The sequence below is a fragment of the Paenibacillus sp. Y412MC10 genome (assembly GCF_000024685.1).
Taxonomy (GTDB): Bacteria; Bacillota; Bacilli; order Paenibacillales; family Paenibacillaceae; genus Paenibacillus_AQ; species Paenibacillus_AQ lautus_A.
Map to the genome: position 1 here is coordinate 1,864,559 of NC_013406.1, position 15,861 is coordinate 1,880,419.

The 15,861-nt window shown below is 53.7% G+C and carries 14 protein-coding genes; 11 read left to right on the forward strand and 3 right to left on the reverse strand.

Features of this window, described 5'->3' with window-relative positions; genetic code table 11:
- Positions 1 to 92: 92 nt before the first annotated feature.
- The 6 genes from GYMC10_RS07920 to GYMC10_RS07945 all read left to right on the forward strand — a co-directional run bounded on the left by GYMC10_RS07920 (position 93) and on the right by GYMC10_RS07945 (position 8,246).
- Positions 93 to 599: a type 1 glutamine amidotransferase domain-containing protein gene (locus tag GYMC10_RS07920; RefSeq protein WP_009592768.1), complete on the forward strand. Its 507-nt coding sequence runs from the start codon at positions 93 to 95 to the stop codon at positions 597 to 599.
- A 77-nt stretch (positions 600 to 676) separates the two neighbouring features.
- Positions 677 to 1,126 (forward strand): hypothetical protein, encoded by a 450-nt coding sequence (locus GYMC10_RS07925; RefSeq protein ID WP_009592790.1) that lies wholly within the window; start codon positions 677 to 679, stop codon positions 1,124 to 1,126.
- A 769-nt stretch (positions 1,127 to 1,895) separates the two neighbouring features.
- Entirely contained in the window at positions 1,896 to 3,149 is a 1,254-nt protein-coding gene (gene hisS, locus GYMC10_RS07930) for a histidine--tRNA ligase (protein WP_015734047.1), read from the forward strand.
- A 44-nt stretch (positions 3,150 to 3,193) separates the two neighbouring features.
- Positions 3,194 to 4,972 carry an aspartate--tRNA ligase gene (gene aspS / locus GYMC10_RS07935; protein WP_015734048.1) on the forward strand — a complete coding sequence of 593 codons (1,779 nt, stop codon included), beginning with the start codon at positions 3,194 to 3,196 and terminating at the stop codon, positions 4,970 to 4,972.
- Between the two features lie 35 nt (positions 4,973 to 5,007).
- Entirely contained in the window at positions 5,008 to 5,763 is a 756-nt protein-coding gene (locus GYMC10_RS07940) for a ThiF family adenylyltransferase (protein WP_009592791.1), read from the forward strand.
- Between the two features lie 305 nt (positions 5,764 to 6,068).
- Entirely contained in the window at positions 6,069 to 8,246 is a 2,178-nt protein-coding gene (locus GYMC10_RS07945; protein WP_015734049.1) for a HelD family protein, read from the forward strand.
- Positions 8,247 to 8,377: 131 nt separating this feature from the next.
- Here the strand turns inward: GYMC10_RS07945 and GYMC10_RS32905 are convergent, their stop codons facing one another.
- Together GYMC10_RS32905 and GYMC10_RS07950 are read right to left on the reverse strand one after the other, a co-directional pair.
- Complete coding sequence (locus GYMC10_RS32905) at positions 8,378 to 8,506, reverse strand: hypothetical protein (RefSeq protein WP_260871268.1); 129 nt, start codon at positions 8,504 to 8,506, stop codon at positions 8,378 to 8,380.
- Between the two features lie 42 nt (positions 8,507 to 8,548).
- A complete protein-coding gene (locus GYMC10_RS07950; protein WP_015734050.1) occupies positions 8,549 to 8,830 on the reverse strand; it encodes a hypothetical protein in 282 nt (93 codons plus the stop codon).
- Between the two features lie 240 nt (positions 8,831 to 9,070).
- Here GYMC10_RS07950 and GYMC10_RS07955 point away from each other — a divergent pair, with 240 nt between their 5' ends.
- The 4 genes from GYMC10_RS07955 (at position 9,071) to nrdG (ending at position 13,944) form a co-directional block, all read left to right on the forward strand.
- Positions 9,071 to 10,378 carry a replication-associated recombination protein A gene (locus GYMC10_RS07955; RefSeq protein WP_015734051.1) on the forward strand — a complete coding sequence of 436 codons (1,308 nt, stop codon included), beginning with the start codon at positions 9,071 to 9,073 and terminating at the stop codon, positions 10,376 to 10,378.
- 57 nt (positions 10,379 to 10,435) lie between these two features.
- The gene (locus tag GYMC10_RS07960) at positions 10,436 to 10,975 is read left to right on the forward strand and encodes a PCYCGC domain-containing protein (protein ID WP_015734052.1); all 540 of its coding nucleotides are present in this window, start codon (positions 10,436 to 10,438) and stop codon (positions 10,973 to 10,975) included.
- 234 nt (positions 10,976 to 11,209) lie between these two features.
- On the forward strand, positions 11,210 to 13,444 hold the full coding sequence (locus GYMC10_RS07965; RefSeq protein ID WP_015734053.1) for an anaerobic ribonucleoside triphosphate reductase: 2,235 nt from the start codon (positions 11,210 to 11,212) through the stop codon (positions 13,442 to 13,444).
- Positions 13,441 to 13,944 (forward strand): anaerobic ribonucleoside-triphosphate reductase activating protein, encoded by a 504-nt coding sequence (gene nrdG, locus GYMC10_RS07970; RefSeq protein ID WP_015734054.1) that lies wholly within the window; start codon positions 13,441 to 13,443, stop codon positions 13,942 to 13,944. The genes GYMC10_RS07965 and nrdG overlap by 4 nt, the downstream gene beginning before the upstream one ends.
- A gap of 75 nt (positions 13,945 to 14,019) precedes the next feature.
- Here nrdG and mnmA read toward each other — a convergent pair whose 3' ends face one another.
- Complete coding sequence (mnmA, locus tag GYMC10_RS07975; protein WP_186326400.1) at positions 14,020 to 15,129, reverse strand: tRNA 2-thiouridine(34) synthase MnmA; 1,110 nt, start codon at positions 15,127 to 15,129, stop codon at positions 14,020 to 14,022.
- Between the two features lie 299 nt (positions 15,130 to 15,428).
- On the opposite strand from mnmA, the gene cymR reads away from it, so the two are divergent.
- Positions 15,429 to 15,848 carry a cysteine metabolism transcriptional regulator CymR gene (gene cymR / locus GYMC10_RS07980; protein WP_015734056.1) on the forward strand — a complete coding sequence of 140 codons (420 nt, stop codon included), beginning with the start codon at positions 15,429 to 15,431 and terminating at the stop codon, positions 15,846 to 15,848.
- Positions 15,849 to 15,861: the final 13 nt, after the last annotated feature.

The window sequence follows — 15,861 nt, forward strand, 5'->3', positions numbered from 1 at the left end:
TTGATAGGCCTTTTTCGTGAATTCCGCTGTTATAAAAAAGAGATTCCAGGGTAATAACAAATCGAGGACATTTCAGGAAGGAGACATGCCAGATGAGTAAAGTAGCATTTCTACTAGCCGACCAATTCGAAGATTCCGAGATGAAAACTCCTTACGATGCCGTGAAGGAAGCGGGGCATCAGGCTGATATCATTGGATTGAAACAAGGACAAGAGGTAAAGGGCAAACAGGGCAAGGCTTCCTACACAACCGATAAAGCCATTGCGGACGTCAACATAAACGATTATGATGCGGTGGTTATTCCAGGCGGTTCTTCTCCGGAAAACTTGCGACTGGATTCCCATATATTGCAGTTTGTTGCAGCAGCGGACAAGGCGGGCAAACCGATTGCCTCGATATGCCACGGGCCGCAAATTTTAGCAAGCGCCGACCTGCTGAAGGGACGCACGATCACTTCCTATCCTCCGCTTCAGGATGATATGGTAAACGCCGGCGCCAACTTTAAGGATGAGGAAGTCGTCGTGGATCGGAATTTCATTACGTCCCGGACTCCGAAAGATGAGCCGGCCTTCGTGCGCGAGCTGTTAAAAGCGCTGTAGGCGCTAAATTAGCTGTATGGTTGTCCATGTAATACCGATCTTTCAAACACGCGGGTTGAAAAAAAGGAGGAATGGACATGTCTAGACAAATTCAAGCTTATTTCAGGACGGAAGACGACGCTGAAGGCGCAAGGACGAGGCTGCTGACGTACAACACGGAACAGCTGGAGGTCGGACAGCTTCAGGATTCGGTCCGAAGCGGAGGGAATATCCTCGTGCCGCTGGTGCCATGGGGCAATGCCGGCACGGGTGGTGCTACCGCAGGGGCTACAACGATGGGGGCTCCCGGCGGCGTAGTCGGGGCTCCCGGGGTGATTGTGGGGGCAAGGGATACCAGCCGCGACATCGCCCAGGATCGGCCGGACAGCGATGATCTGCCCGGCGACGGATGGCGGGAAGCGGACGTAACCGACGGGGACTATGACGATCTCAGGTACACCTTGTCCGTTAAGGTAAGGGACGAGGACTATGATCAGATCGTGCATGATTTGCGGGCCAATAACGCTTATGTGGAGCGATTTGATTAATGTATGATTAGCGAAAGAGACGCGGCAGGCGATGAGTTACTAAGAAGGGCTTATCCGCCCGAAACGCAAAAAAGGGCTGTTCCTTTGGTGGAGCGGCCCTTTTCAACTCTATGACATAAAAGCGCTTTCTTGCTTGTAATATAACTGTAATGTTTGTTCAATGTTTCTTTAATATTCCCTGTTTATAATAACAGCATGACCCCCTTTTTTATATAATATATGTTTTGGACCTACAACAGTGGTTTGTAGGTCTTTTTCTTTTTTCGGGAAATTTCTACAAAGTTTCTTGACTTTAGTGCGGCGGTTCATTAGAATCTAAAAATATAATGTTTTGGGTATACTATATTTATAAATAACGGATTTCATGACGGGAACAAGTACTCCATCCCCACAAGACCAGAGAAGAATCCCTTGGCTGTAAGGATTCGCTTGATGAGTGGACGAATGACCTCCCCGAGAACAGACGGCGAAGCAAGCACCGGTTAACCGGTGGGATAGACAGTAGCCGAACTGCGCGGCCGAGCGTTATACGGATGAAGCGGATGGTTGAACACATGTTAGGATGTGTCGCCGCCGGAATGTGGGTGGTACCACGGGTGATAAATTAAACATCTCTCGTCCCTGTTGTCTTAGGACAGCGGGACGGGAGATTTTTTGGTTTCACGGCTTGTTGAGAAATGACTCCCTAGGAGTTTTTCCATAGTTAAACAGATCTAGGCAAGGGACATGTTCAAAAGGTGAGTATGTCATAGGACGCGGAGGGATGAAGATGGCAAACGAGAAATTCGAGAAACCGACAGGCACGCAGGACATCCTGCCAGGAGCCGTCGAGAAATGGCAGTTTATCGAGGAGAAGGCACGGGATCTATGCCGGAGGTACAACTACCGCGAAATTCGCACACCGATCTTCGAACAGACCGAATTGTTCGAACGCGGGGTCGGCGAAACGACGGATATCGTAGAGAAGGAAATGTACACGTTCAAGGACAAAGGGGATCGCAGCATGACTCTTCGTCCGGAAGGGACGGCAGGCGTCGTTCGGGCTTACGTGCAAAACAAGCTGTATGGAGAGCCCGATGTCACGAAGCTGTACTATTTGGGGCCCATGTTCCGCTATGAGCGGCCGCAGGCGGGCCGATACCGCCAGTTCCACCAGTTCGGCGTAGAGGTGTTCGGCACCGCGGATCCGGCTATCGATGCCGAGGTCATTGCGCTGGGGTACAGCTTCTACAAGGAACTTGGACTGAACGGGGTAAAAGCAGAGATTAACTCCGTGGGAACGCCCGAGGTAAGGGCAGCTTACCGCAGCGCGCTGCTTGCTTTCCTGGAACCGATGAAAGACAGCCTTTGCTCGGACTGCCAGTCGCGCATGGAACGCAACCCGCTTCGCGTGCTGGATTGCAAGAAGGACCAAGGGAAGTTCGGTGATGCGCCTTCGATCCTGGAGAGCCTGGACGAGGAGTGCAGCACGCATTTCGAGAAAGTCCAAGGGTACCTGGACGCCATGGGCATCGAGTATGAAATCAATCCAAGACTGGTTCGGGGATTGGACTATTACACGCATACCGCCTTCGAATTCAAGGCCCAGGGCATCGGCGCGATTGATACGGTAGGCGGCGGCGGACGATTCAACGGTCTCGTCGGCCAGATCGGCGGACCGGATCAGCCGGGCATCGGGTTCGGCATCGGCCTTGAGCGTATCCAATTGATTCTGGAGCATCAAGGCGTCAATCTGTCGGCCTCGAAGCCTTTGGATGTCTATCTGGTGGCGCTGGGTGAAGCCGCCGAGCGGGAATTGGCGAAATTGATCTACGAACTCCGCAGGAATGGCGTGTCCGCGGAACGCGATTATCTCGGCCGGAAAATGAAAGCCCAGATGAAATCGGCCGATCGTCTGCAAGCCCGTTATACCGCCATTCTGGGCGACGACGAGCTGGCACGCGGCGAAATCGCATTGAAGTCGATGGAGACCGGCGAGCAGCGAACCGTGAGGCTGGATAGCCTGGTACAGGAATTTGTTTAATCGCCGTAAAGCGGCTTAATTATACTAAAGGGGAATGATAACCGATGAAAAGGACGCATCATTGCGGTCACCTGACAACCGCGAACATTGGAGAAACTGTAACACTGAACGGATGGGTACAAACCCGCCGCGACTTGGGCGGCGTGCTGTTCATCGATCTGCGCGATCGCAGCGGCATCATGCAAATCGTATTTAACCCGGATTTCTCCGGCGAGGCATTGGCCGTTGCCGATAAAGTCCGCAGCGAATTCGTGGTGGCCGTATCCGGGAAAGTCGTAAAGCGTGATCCGGAAACGTTCAACCCGAACCTGCCGACAGGCGAAATCGAAGTACAAGTAACCAGCATCGAAGTGCTGAACGCAGCCAAAACGCCTCCGTTCTTTATCGAAGACGGCGTGGAAGTGGATGAGCAGCTCCGCCTGAAGTATCGTTATCTGGACCTTCGCCGTCCGGAGATGCAAAAAACGCTGATGCTGCGCTCCAAAGCATCGAAAGTATTCCGCGACTTCCTCGATGATGAGGGCTTCGTGGATGTGGAGACGCCAATTCTGACCAAAAGCTCACCGGAAGGCGCGCGCGACTATCTCGTGCCGAGCCGCGTACACGCAGGCGAATTCTTTGCGCTTCCGCAATCCCCGCAAATCTACAAGCAGCTCCTTATGGTGAGCGGGCTTGAGCGTTACTACCAAATTGCGCGCTGCTTCCGTGACGAAGACTTGCGGGCCGACCGTCAGCCGGAGTTTACCCAGGTCGACATCGAGACATCCTTCATGGATCGGGAAGACCTGCTGAACATGATGGAGCAGCTGATGGTGAAGCTGTTCAAGGAAACCATCGGCGTTGAGCTGGCGACGCCGTTCCAGCGTATCAGTTATGCCGACGCCATGGGCAAATACGGCTCCGATAAGCCGGATCTCCGCTTCGGCATGGAACTGATCGAAATGAACGACATCGTTGCAAGCAGCGGCGTCAAAGTATTCTCTTCCGTCATTGAAAAAGGCGGCGAAGTGAAGTGTTTGAACGCTAAAGGCTGCGGCACCTGGACCCGTAAGGAAATTGACGATCTGGGACCGTATGCAGCCCGTTACGGAGCGAAGGGTCTTGCCTGGATTCAAGTGAAAGAGGGCGAATTCAAAGGGCCAATCGTGAAATTCTTCAGCGAGCAGGAAATTGAAGCGGTAAGAGAACGCACGGGAGCCGAAGACGGAGACCTGCTGCTGTTCTCCGCCGACAACAAAAAAGTGGTTGCCGACGTGCTTGGCGCGCTCCGTTTGAAAATCGGACGCCAGCTTGGCCTGATCAACGACAACGAATACAAGTTTGCTTGGGTGCTGGACTTCCCGCTGTTCAGCTATGACGAAGAGGCGAAGCGCTATGTGGCCGAGCATCATCCGTTCACCCGTCCAAAAGACGAGGATCTGGGTTTGATGGATACGGATCCGCTTGCCGTACGCGCCGAGGCTTACGACATCGTTCTGAATGGATACGAAGTAGGCGGCGGTTCCATGCGGATTTACAAACGCGAGATCCAAGAGAAAATGTTTGCGGCTCTAGGCATGTCGCCGGAAGTGGCGCACGACAAATTCGGCTATCTTATGGACGCCTTTGAGTACGGCACGCCTCCGCACGGCGGAATCGCCTTCGGGTTGGACCGTTTGGTCATGCTGCTTGCCGGACGCACCAATCTGCGTGAAACGATTGCGTTCCCGAAAACGGCAAGCGCAACGGATCTGTTGATGGACGCTCCTTCCCAGGTGGACGGAGGACAGCTGGAGCAGCTGCATATCAAACTCGCCAAGAAGCCGGGCGACGAGAAAAAATAAGCCTGTTGTTCTTGATAAAGGAGGTTGCTTGAATTATGCTGCACCAATTTTCCCGAACGGAATTAGCCATCGGTCCCGAAGGCCTTGAAGTGATGAAGAACAGCACCGTGGCGGTGCTGGGTATCGGCGGCGTGGGTTCCATTGCGGTGGAGGCCCTCGCCCGAACCGGAGTCGGCCGCATCATTCTGATCGACAAAGACGTGGTGGACATCACGAACATCAATCGGCAGATCCACGCGTTAACGACAACGGTGGGTCAGAAGAAAGCGGATTTGATGGTCGATCGGGTCAAACTGATCAATCCGGAATGTGAAGCGATCGCCCTGAACATGTTCTACACCGAAGAAACGTATGAAGAGCTGTTTAAGTACGAGCTGGATTATGTGATCGATGCCTCGGATACGATTATTTATAAAGTGCATTTAATCAAGGAGTGCCTGCGTCGGGGCATTCCGATCATCTCCAGCATGGGCGCGGCCAACAAAATGGACCCGACGAAGTTCCAGGTGGCCGACATCTCCAAAACCTCCATGGATCCGATTGCCCGAATCGTGCGCACCAAGCTGCGCAAGGACGGCATTAAGAAAGGGGTCAAGGTCGTGTTCTCTCTGGAAGAGCCGATGAAGCCCCGCCAGGACGTGACGGAGAAAATCGTGCCCGAGAATGCTCCGGAAATCCGGAAGGCGAAGCAGCCGCCGGCAAGCAATGCATTCGTGCCGCCTGTGGCGGGACTGATCATGGTCAGCGTGACGGTGAAAGAGCTGCTCGAAAAAGGCGGCGTCTCGTTGTAACGGGGTGTCCGGACACATTTAAACTCGGATCGAGAAAACGATAGACAAAAGGAAGGCAGAAAGAAAGAACAGCCTTTCGGCAAAATTGAGCGTGGTTAACCAAACGCAGTGTCCAGCAATGGACGCTGCGTTTTTTGCTGCGGTGGACAAGCGATTCGAACAGCAAACCCAAACAATAAAATTCCTGTGACAGCGCTTTGCTAGTATATCCCGGCGAGTTGTGCTACAATGGAACTCCTTTTTGTGTCACGGCCCTAAAGCCAGACTTCGATACGAAAAAATATGTTCTTAGGAGGTAACTGAAAGTGTCAGAATCTTTTCAAAGTGCCTATCAAGAAGAAGAGTCAAGGCTAAACGAGGTTATCGTTGAAATTGACCGTCAGCTTGAACGGCTGCGCGGTATTCCGGTATACACGGGCCATGATTTTACCGAGCAGGTGCTCGAGGCAGGCCGGGAAGAGAAACGGCAGGCCCTCGCCAAAAGCTTGCCGGAGCCTTATTTCGGAAGGCTGGATTTTCAAGAGAACGGAACGGGGGCGAAGAAACCGCTCTACATCGGGAAGATAGGCTTCGACAAGGCGGACGCTGGTGATCACCCGATGGTGATTGATTGGCGGGCTCCGGTCGCGAGTCTATTCTACTCCTTTACGGGCGGTACCGATCCGGCTTCATTCGAAGCGCCCGAAGGTATTATCGAGGGGCTTGTGTATTTAAAACGAAACGTCGTGATCCGCAAGCAAATTTTGGAGCGGGTATCGGACACGTACAATCGGGAAAGCGGCGGACCTGCCGTATCCGATGAGTTTTTGGTCTACCGTCTCGGTGAGAACAAGGATAACCGGCTGCGGGATATCGTGTCCACGATCCAAGCGGAGCAGGATAAAATCATCCGGGCGGCCAAGAACACCGCCCTCATCATCCAAGGGGTGGCGGGAAGCGGAAAAACGACGGTGGCGCTGCATCGGCTGGCTTATTTGCTCTACCAGTACAAGGAGCAGGTAACGGCCGAGAAAATGATCATATTCGCGCCAAACCTCATGTTCCTGGATTACATATCCGATGTGCTGCCCGAGCTCGGAGTTGGTGATATTCAGCAGCGGACCTTTGGCGATTGGGCGGCGAAGCTGCTTGATATTCAGCTGTCCTCGGAGGATCATGCGCAGACGCTTCATCAGTGGTTCGAGACGGAACCGGGCCAAGGGACGCCGGATATCGACGATAATGTGAGCGGGCGCTATAAAGGCTCCTTAAGGCTGATGGATATCGTGCGGCGGTGCGTGGAGTCCATCGAAGCCGCAGCCCTACCGGACGGGGATTTCTCTCCATGGGATGGAGCCGTGCTGAAACAGGAGACGATGGCGGAATGGTTTTACCAGGAATATAAGCCCTATCCGCTGGCGAAACGGAAGGAACGGCTGCTCGCCAGATTGCATCGCTGGGCCTTAATGGAGCTGAAGAAATCGCCATCGGCGGCCGTGCTGAAAGAACGGAAGAAAAAAGCGGCACAACGAGAAAAGGCTTATGCCAATCGCTGGCCGAAATTTGAACCGATTTCCCTATATAAGCAATTGTTTGGAGCGGTCAAGGCGGCTGGCTCCTGGGTCGAAGAGCTCTCCGCTCTTATTCCGCCGGAGGTACTGGCCGCAACGCGCAAAGATCTGAAGAAGAATGTGGTCCGGGAAGAGGATTTGCCTGCCCTGCTGTATTTCCACTGCTTGCTGAACGATATTTCCTCAGAGCAGCGGTTTGACCACATCGTCATCGATGAAGCCCAGGATTTCTCTCCGTTTCAGGTGGCTGTGCTGGATCTGTTCGTAAGAGGACATTCCTTTACCATACTAGGCGATCTGTCGCAGGGCATTCATGCGTATCGCGGCGTGCATGCGTGGGAAGAAATGAGCTCCCTGTTCAAGGAAGAGGAAACGGCTTATTTTGCGCTGACGCGCAGCTACCGTTCCACGATGGAGATCATTGAATTTGCCAATGGGATACTGGAGAAGGGGGTCGAAAGCGACCTGCTGGCCGTGCCTGTATTCCGTAGCGGCGATGCCGTTCGCCTCATTCCTTATGATGCCGCGAACGCCAGAAGGAAGGATTTGGAGCGGGCCATGGGTGCACTCATTGCCAAGGAATACCGGACGGTAGCCATTCTCACCCGCACCTTGCGGGAAGCGAAAGAGCTGCATGAGGAGTTAAGCCCGTCCTGGCCGATGCTGAATCTGATCGATGGCAGCAAAGGAACGTATCAGGGCGGGTATTCCGTGCTCCCCGTGTACTTGTCCAAAGGGCTTGAGTTCGATGCCGTTGTGGTGGCGGATGCGGACCGGGCGCATTACGCGGAGAAAGCTTGGGATGCCAAGTTGATGTATGTAGGCTGTACGCGTGCACTGCATGAGCTGTGGCTGCTGCATGGGGAGCCGCTGCCTTCGTATATCATGGCAGAGACTTCAGAGATCATGGCGAGCGGTTGGCCAGCGGAGTAATCGTTCGATTGCGCAACGGCTGTCGGTTCCCGGAATGTCAATAGAGAGAATCGGAAGTCCCGCAGGGATTCACATGGCAGCATGTGTTAGCCTCTGCGGGACTTTTTGTTGTGCAGGGGCTTGCTAGGGGTTTAACCAAGCATTTGGTAGGAGGAGCCCAGATTTTCGATAAACCGGATCAAAGTCCAGACAGCAAGGATGGAACAGGCAGCGGCCAGAAGGATGAAGAGGGCCATTTTTCGCATAGGCTTTCGTTTCAATTCCATAGTCTCCCTTCGTGCATAGTGGTTAAGCGACACGCTTCATAACAAGACCTCGTCGTCGTCCTCACTCCGGATTCCCTGCCTGTACTCGTAAAGCATGATGGCTGAACGTATGAAGACGTACAAGCCGAGCAGGAACTGCAGGATAAGAACGGCATACAGCAGGTTTATCGCGAGTCTCTCATCGTCGAGGTATCCGGGGCCGAATGTTTCTTGTAAAAGATGATGGGTACTGACATGTAGATAGAGCCCCAAAATACTGAACGTCATATGGATAACCGCGTTATACAATTTGCGAACGGATTTTTTGCGAGTCGTCATCACATTCTCCCCAGATCAGGTTTTTCTAATGTTTCCCTATTATATGAAACGCTCCCGGTCCGATAAAAGTTGGATATGATCAAAATAAGCTGCAATATCCGAACCATGGGACGACTGAAGCGTAGGACAGGAACTTACCGTAGCGCAGGCACGGCGAATGCGAATATGATATGATAGAGCGTGATGGATTGGATTGAAACGACTTATTTTTGCACCGATATCAGACAAGGAAGTGTTGTCATGGATTTATTCAGTATCGGGCGTGAAGGGGACCGGAATTCCCGGCTGCTGGCCGATCGGATGCGCCCTTCGTCGCTGGATGAATATATAGGACAAGAGCATATAATCGGACCGGGCAAACTGCTCCGGCGGGCCATAGAGGCGGACCAGGTTTCGTCGATTTTATTGTACGGCCCGCCTGGTTGCGGCAAAACAACGCTTGCGCATATCATTTCCCAGCAAACGAAAGGGCATTTCGTTCGGCTGAACGCGGTGGAAGCCACGGTCAAGGACGTTAGGGAAGTCATTGAACAAGCCCAGAGCAACCGCAGCCTGTACGGCACCAAAACAATCCTGTTTTTGGATGAGGTGCACCGGTTCAACAGCTCCAGACAGGATGCGCTGCTGCCTGCCGTGGAGAACGGCACGATCATATTTATCGGCGCGACGACCGAGAACCCCTTTCATTACGTCAACGGAGCTTTAATGAGCCGCTCCACCTTGTTTCAGCTTCAGCCGCTGACCAAGGACCATTCCATGATTGCGATGCGGCGCGCGCTGATCGATCAAGACAAGGGTCTTGGATTCATGGATCTCAAGGCAGATGAGGAAGCGCTGGAGCACATTGCAGCCATGGCGAACGGGGATATCCGGCGTGCACTCAATGCGCTGGAGCTGGCAGCGATGACGACGCCTCCGGATTCCACCGGTACGGTTCATATTACGCTCGAGGTGGCCGAGGAATCGATTCGCCGACCTACCGTGCGTGCGGACGAGTCCACGCAGTACGATGTGCTGTCCGCCTTTCACAAGAGCATTCGGGGCTCCAGCGATGCGGCGCTGTTCTGGTTTTTGTATGCGGTCGAAAAGCTCGGCATGGACCCGATGGTGTTCATCCGCCGCCTGATTGCTGCCAGCAGCGAGGATATCGGGCTTGCCAATCCCCAAGCCATGGTGCAGGCGGTAAGCGCATTGGATGCCTACCGGAACAACGGCTGGCCGGAAGCCAAGCTGAACATCGCTCAGGCGATCCTGTTCGCCGTGGAGAGCCCGAAATCCGATGGCGTTGTATCCGCCATATCCCGCGCGATGTCCGCCATGGATGAAGTGAAATCGGCGGAGGTTCCGCTGCATCTGCGCGATGCGCATTACTCGGGGGCGGTTAAGCTGGGACATGTCGGCTACAAGTACCCGCACGATTATCCGGGCCATTACGTGAAGCAGGAGTATTTGCCGAAGGAGCTCTCCCGCCGGGTGTTCTATCAGGCCACGGAGCAGGGGAACGAAGCCAAGATCGCCCACAACCAGCGATTACGACGCGAAGAATAGGGTCGTACGGCGATAACGGGATTTACGGCCGCTAGCTTAATTAAATGGAGGAAATGAATGATGAGAACAGGGAAACAACGGTTTGTCATCCTGCTGCTGTCCGCCGGCCTTATGCTGAGCGGCTGTTCGGGAAAAAGCGCCCAGGAGCAGGTCGCAGGTGGACAGGCAGCCGAGGCGGCGCATGAGCACGGACATCAGACGCAGTTGTCCAACGGGGATATCCAGGAGGCGACGTCTTCGATCGATGAGCTGCCGACCTTTTTGAAGAGCCAGACCAGCGAGCTCCAAACGATTTATGCTTTGTCCGCGCAGGTGAGTGATGTCCTGAAATACATTCCTTGTTACTGCGGCTGCGGGGAAAGTGCCGGTCATGAGAGCAACCTGAACTGTTTTATCGATGAGATTCAGGAGGACGGCACCGTGGTATGGGACGATCATGGCACCCGTTGCGGGGTGTGCCTGGACATTGCCGTGGAATCTGCCAAAATGAGCAGCGAGGGCAAGAGCCTGACGGAGATTCGGACCGCAATCGATGAGAAATACAGCACAGGTTATGCTAAGCCGACACCAACCCCGATGCCGCCTGCAGAAAGTTAATCCTGCTGAGGCTAAACAAGAAGGTACCCGATGTGATCAATGGATCACTCGAGTGCCTTTTTTCTGTTGGGCACTATCCCCTTCGGGGTTAAGCGTAAGTGCAGCCCTATTCGATTTTAAAGACCGACCATCGTGACCTATATCACAGCACGAAACTATATATGGATGTAAATTAATGAAACAAAACTATATATAGTGTGTTAACGATATGAAGAAGAGGAGTTGTTCCTATTCATGAAGGTCATGAAGAGAGACGGATGCCTGGTAAAATTTGAGACGATCCGAATCGTGGAGGCGGTGGATAGAGCGTTTATGGCGGTGGAGGGTGTTTCCCGCAAGGATGCTTCCTTGCGGATTGGAGATGAGGTTGCCCATGCCACTGCGGGGATGGAACAGGTTAGCGTGGAGGAGATTCAAGATATCGTTGTGGAGCATTTGCAAAGCACGGGTTATCCCGAAGTAGCATCTGCCTATCAACATTACAGGGAGGCCCGCGATCTGGAGCGGATGCGGCGGGGAGAGCTTTATAAGATCAGCAGGGATGTGATCGGGGTAACCGATTTGGACCTGCTGCGGGAGAACGCGAATCTGAACGGGGAATCCTTCAGCGGAAAAATGAGCCGGATCGGCTCCGAATACGCCAAATGGATGGCAAGCAAATTCATCCTGCCGACAGAGCTCACGAGAGCGGTGAGGGATGGGTATGTATACGTTCATGACCTGGACCAGTATGCGCTGGGAACGACGAACTGCATCTTCATTCCGTTCGACCGGTTGCTGGCCAAGGGCTTCAATACCGGTAACGGATCGGTCAGGCCGCCGCAGAGCATCATGACCGCCATGGCGCTGGTAGCCATCATCTTTCAATCCCAGCAGAACAGCCAATTCGGCGGCGTGTCCGGCAGCAAAATCGATTGGGATCTCGCGCCGTATGTCGGCAAATCGTTTCGTCGGCATTTTCGCAAAGGGCTGGCCTACTTCGGAGAAGCGGGGCTGGGAGAGGATCGGCCGTATGAACGAGCTCTTGAGGATCACGAAATATACATAGACAATGAGCAGCTGAAGGACACATATCCGCGAATATACCATTATGCCTATAATGAAACGGTGAATGAAGCAAAGCAGGCCGCGGAATCCTTGATCCATAATTTGAATACGATGAGCAGCCGGGCCGGCGGACAAATTCCTTTCACTTCGTTGAATTACGGCATGTGCACGTCAACCGAAGGAAGGCTGGTTTCCCACGCCCTGCTGGATGCCACAATGAAGGGGCTCGGCGGGGGAGAGACGCCGATATTTCCGCAGCATATTTTCCAGTGCAAGCAGGGGGTCAACCAGGCGGAAGGCGAGCCGAATTACGACCTGTTCCTGAAAGCCGTCGAGTGCTCCAGCCGCAGGCTCTACCCGAATTTCGTCAACGTGGACGCGTCGTTTAATCTCGTCTATTATAACCCGGGCGAACCGGACACGATTATTGCCACCATGGGCTGCAGGACCCGCACGATTTCGGATCGCTTTGGGCGAAACCGCCTGAGCGGCAAGGGCAACCTGTCCTTTAATACGATCAATTTGGTCCGGCTCGGGATTGAACATGGCATCGTCCAAGGGAAGCGGGAAGTGCCGGACCTGAACCGTTTCTATCAACAGCTGGATCATTATATGAGCATTGCGGTGGAGGGCTTGATTCACCGTTACGAGCTGCAGGCCGACCAACCGGCCAAAGCGTCCGATTTCATGATGCGGGAGGGCGTTTGGGAAGGCGGCGAGGCGCTGGCGCCTGAGGATAAGGTGCGCGAGCTGATCAAGCACGGCACCCTGGCGCTTGGATTTATCGGGCTGGCCGAATGCCTGAAGGCGTTGACAGGACGGCATCACGGCGAGGATGAGAACAGCCGCGGGCTGGGGATCGAGATCATCCGGCATATGCGCCGGTTTTGCGATGCAGCCGGTGAAAGGTATAACCTGAACATCACGCTGTTTGCCACGCCGGCAGAAGGGTTATCCGGGAAATTCACGAAGCTCGACCGGCAGACCTTCGGGGTGATCGAGGGAGTGACTGACCGCGAATATTACACGAACTCTTTTCATATACCCGTGTACTATCCGATGGCCGCCTACCGCAAAATCCGTTCCGAAGCTCCTTTTCATGAGTTGTGCAACGCCGGAGCGATTTCGTATGTGGAGCTGGACGGCAACGCAAGGCAGAATACGGCTGCTTTCCGGGACATCGTGCAGTTTGCCCTGCAGCAGAACATCGGATATTTCTCCGTTAACCATCCCGTCGACCGGTGCCCGGCATGCAACTACGAAGGCATTATCGGAAGTGCGTGCCCTGGATGCGGCGCCTTGGAGGCGGATGGAAACTTCCAGCGGCTGCGGAGGGTAACGGGATATTTAACGGGCAATTATACGGAGCGCTTCAATTCGGCCAAGCAGGCCGAGGTTCGGGATCGGGTGAAACACCTGTGAATGTGTGCGGATACATCCCCGAAAGCATCAACGAAGGCCCCGGACTTCGTGCGGTTCTATTCGTGAGCGGCTGCCGCCATGCCTGCGCCGGATGTTTTAATACGGATTCCTGGGACTTTGAAGCGGGGGAGCCCTTTACCGAAGAAATGTCAGCGGCGATACTGCAGGATATCCTAGACAACCCTTTGCTGGATGGCGTGACCTTATGCGGTGGAGACCCCTTCTTCTCCCCGGAAGAATGTACGGCATTCGTACGCAGGCTCAGGACCCTCTGTCCCGCGAAAAACGTATGGGCCTACACGGGGTTCACCTTCGAAGCACTGATAAGGCAGCCGAAGCTGCGCGAGTTGGCCTTGCTGTGCGATGTCATCGTTGACGGCAAATTCGAGTTGGAGCGCAGGGATGTCTCGCTTCCTTTCCGGGGCAGCTCGAATCAGCGTTTCATCGATGTAGCCGCCAGCATGGAGCAGGGAGTGACCGTGGAGTATATTCTTCGCTAGCACGCAAAAAAAAGAGCACACGCTTTACGGATCATTCCGTATCAAGTGTGTGCTCTTCGCGTGTCATTCAGCGGATTAATAAGGAACTTTATCCGCCGTTTCGATCGTTCCCCCGCCAAGGCATTCGTCCCCTTGATAGAAGACGACGGCTTGTCCCGGCGTGATCGCTTTTTGCGGCTTCGCAAACGCGACATGAACGGTTCCGTCTTCGCGCGGGGTTATCGTTACTTCCTGGTCCGGCTGCCGGTAGCGGAATTTGGCGGTGCAGGTGTAGGCGTCTTTGGGCATAGCGTCTTGTCCTGCAATCCAGTTAATTCCCGAGGCAACGAGTCCGGTCGAATACAAGCTCGGATGATCGCCTTGAACAACGTACAAAATATTGTTGGTCAAATCTTTGTCGGCTACGAACCAAGGCTCCCCGGAGCCCGATCCGCCGATCCCGAGACCTTGGCGTTGCCCCAGCGTGTAGTACATCAAGCCGTCATGGCGGCCTTTCACTTCACCGGTGACAATGTCCACCATATCGCCGGATTGGGCGGGAAGGTATTGTCCAAGGAACTCCTTGAAATTCCGCTCGCCGATGAAGCAAACGCCGGTGCTGTCTTTTTTCTTGGCAGTATACAGCCCGGCCTCCTCAGCTAGTCGGCGGACTTCCGGTTTCGGCAGATGCCCGATCGGGAACATCGCCTTGGCAAGCTGCTCTTGGCTCAGTGCATTGAGGAAGTAGGTTTGGTCTTTGTTGCTGTCCACACCCCGCAGCAGCCGGTACTGTCCGTCCTCCTCGATGACGCGGGCGTAATGGCCGGTAGCGACGTAGTCGGCTCCCAAGTCCATGGCCTTGTTCAGAAATTCGCCGAATTTGATCTCGCGGTTGCACATGACATCGGGGTTCGGCGTTCTCCCGGCTTTATATTCATCGAGGAAATAGGAAAATACTTTATCGAAGTATTCCTTCTCGAAATTGACGGTATAGTAGGGAATGTCGAGCTGCTCGCACACGCGGCGCACGTCTTCAGCGTCCGCTTCGGCTGTGCAGTAGCCAAGCTCATCGGTATCATCCCAGTTTTTCATAAAGATGCCGATCACTTCATAGCCCTGCTGTTTGAGCAGGAGCGCTGTTACGGAGGAGTCGACTCCTCCCGACATGCCGACAACGATACGAGTGTTATGTTTTTCTTTTGACATCGTTATCACCATTTTCATATTGAATTGTGCCCATGGAGGTATTTTAACATATTGGAACAAGGTTCACACGTTTCATTTTGTCCACTCAGGGTGAACATTTTTCGAGTTTCCAACTGGAATATTACCCATTGGGGTCCAGGATATGTTACGATAAGCTGAGGGTAATGATCGGAATACGGAGAAAAATACAGGATAAGCTGCTTTACTCATGGATTACGACGTATTTATCGCTCGCCCGCCACCTACAACTCATGTACAGGATGGACATAATATACAAATTACCGAAAGAGGTGTCACCTTTGAAGATATCAACAAAAGGAAGATACGGATTAACGATTATGATGGAGCTGGCCGCCAAGTTCGGCGAAGGGCCGACTTCGCTGAAGAGCATAGCCGAGAAGAACCAGCTGTCGGAACATTATCTTGAGCAGTTGATCGCGCCGCTGCGGAATGCGGGCTTGGTTAAGAGCATCCGCGGTGCATACGGCGGATACATCCTTTCCCGGGACCCGGCATCCATCACGGCAGGGGACGTCATCCGCGTGCTGGAAGGGCCGATCTCGCCCGTCGATTTTACGGAAGAGGACGATCCGGCGAAGCGTGACCTCTGGCTCCGGATCCGCGACAGCATCGCTGAAGTGCTGGATTCCACGACGCTGGACTATCTGATCAATTACCATGAACAGTCTGCTGCAGACAACTATATGTTTTACATTTAAGGGTGACGACGGA

What these genes read in the sequence shown, in the direction of transcription:
- GYMC10_RS07920 (WP_009592768.1), top strand. Translation starts at nt 93, where the DNA reads ATGAGTAAAGTAGCATTTCTACTAGCCGACCAATTCGAAGATTCCGAG.
- GYMC10_RS07925 (WP_009592790.1), top strand. Translation starts at nt 677, where the DNA reads ATGTCTAGACAAATTCAAGCTTATTTCAGGACGGAAGACGACGCTGAA.
- hisS (WP_015734047.1), top strand. Translation starts at nt 1,896, where the DNA reads ATGGCAAACGAGAAATTCGAGAAACCGACAGGCACGCAGGACATCCTG.
- aspS (WP_015734048.1), top strand. Translation starts at nt 3,194, where the DNA reads ATGAAAAGGACGCATCATTGCGGTCACCTGACAACCGCGAACATTGGA.
- GYMC10_RS07940 (WP_009592791.1), top strand. Translation starts at nt 5,008, where the DNA reads ATGCTGCACCAATTTTCCCGAACGGAATTAGCCATCGGTCCCGAAGGC.
- GYMC10_RS07950 (WP_015734050.1), bottom strand. Translation starts at nt 8,830, where the DNA reads ATGACGACTCGCAAAAAATCCGTTCGCAAATTGTATAACGCGGTTATC.
- GYMC10_RS07955 (WP_015734051.1), top strand. Translation starts at nt 9,071, where the DNA reads ATGGATTTATTCAGTATCGGGCGTGAAGGGGACCGGAATTCCCGGCTG.
- GYMC10_RS07960 (WP_015734052.1), top strand. Translation starts at nt 10,436, where the DNA reads ATGATGAGAACAGGGAAACAACGGTTTGTCATCCTGCTGCTGTCCGCC.
- GYMC10_RS07965 (WP_015734053.1), top strand. Translation starts at nt 11,210, where the DNA reads ATGAAGGTCATGAAGAGAGACGGATGCCTGGTAAAATTTGAGACGATC.
- mnmA (WP_186326400.1), bottom strand. Translation starts at nt 15,129, where the DNA reads ATGTCAAAAGAAAAACATAACACTCGTATCGTTGTCGGCATGTCGGGA.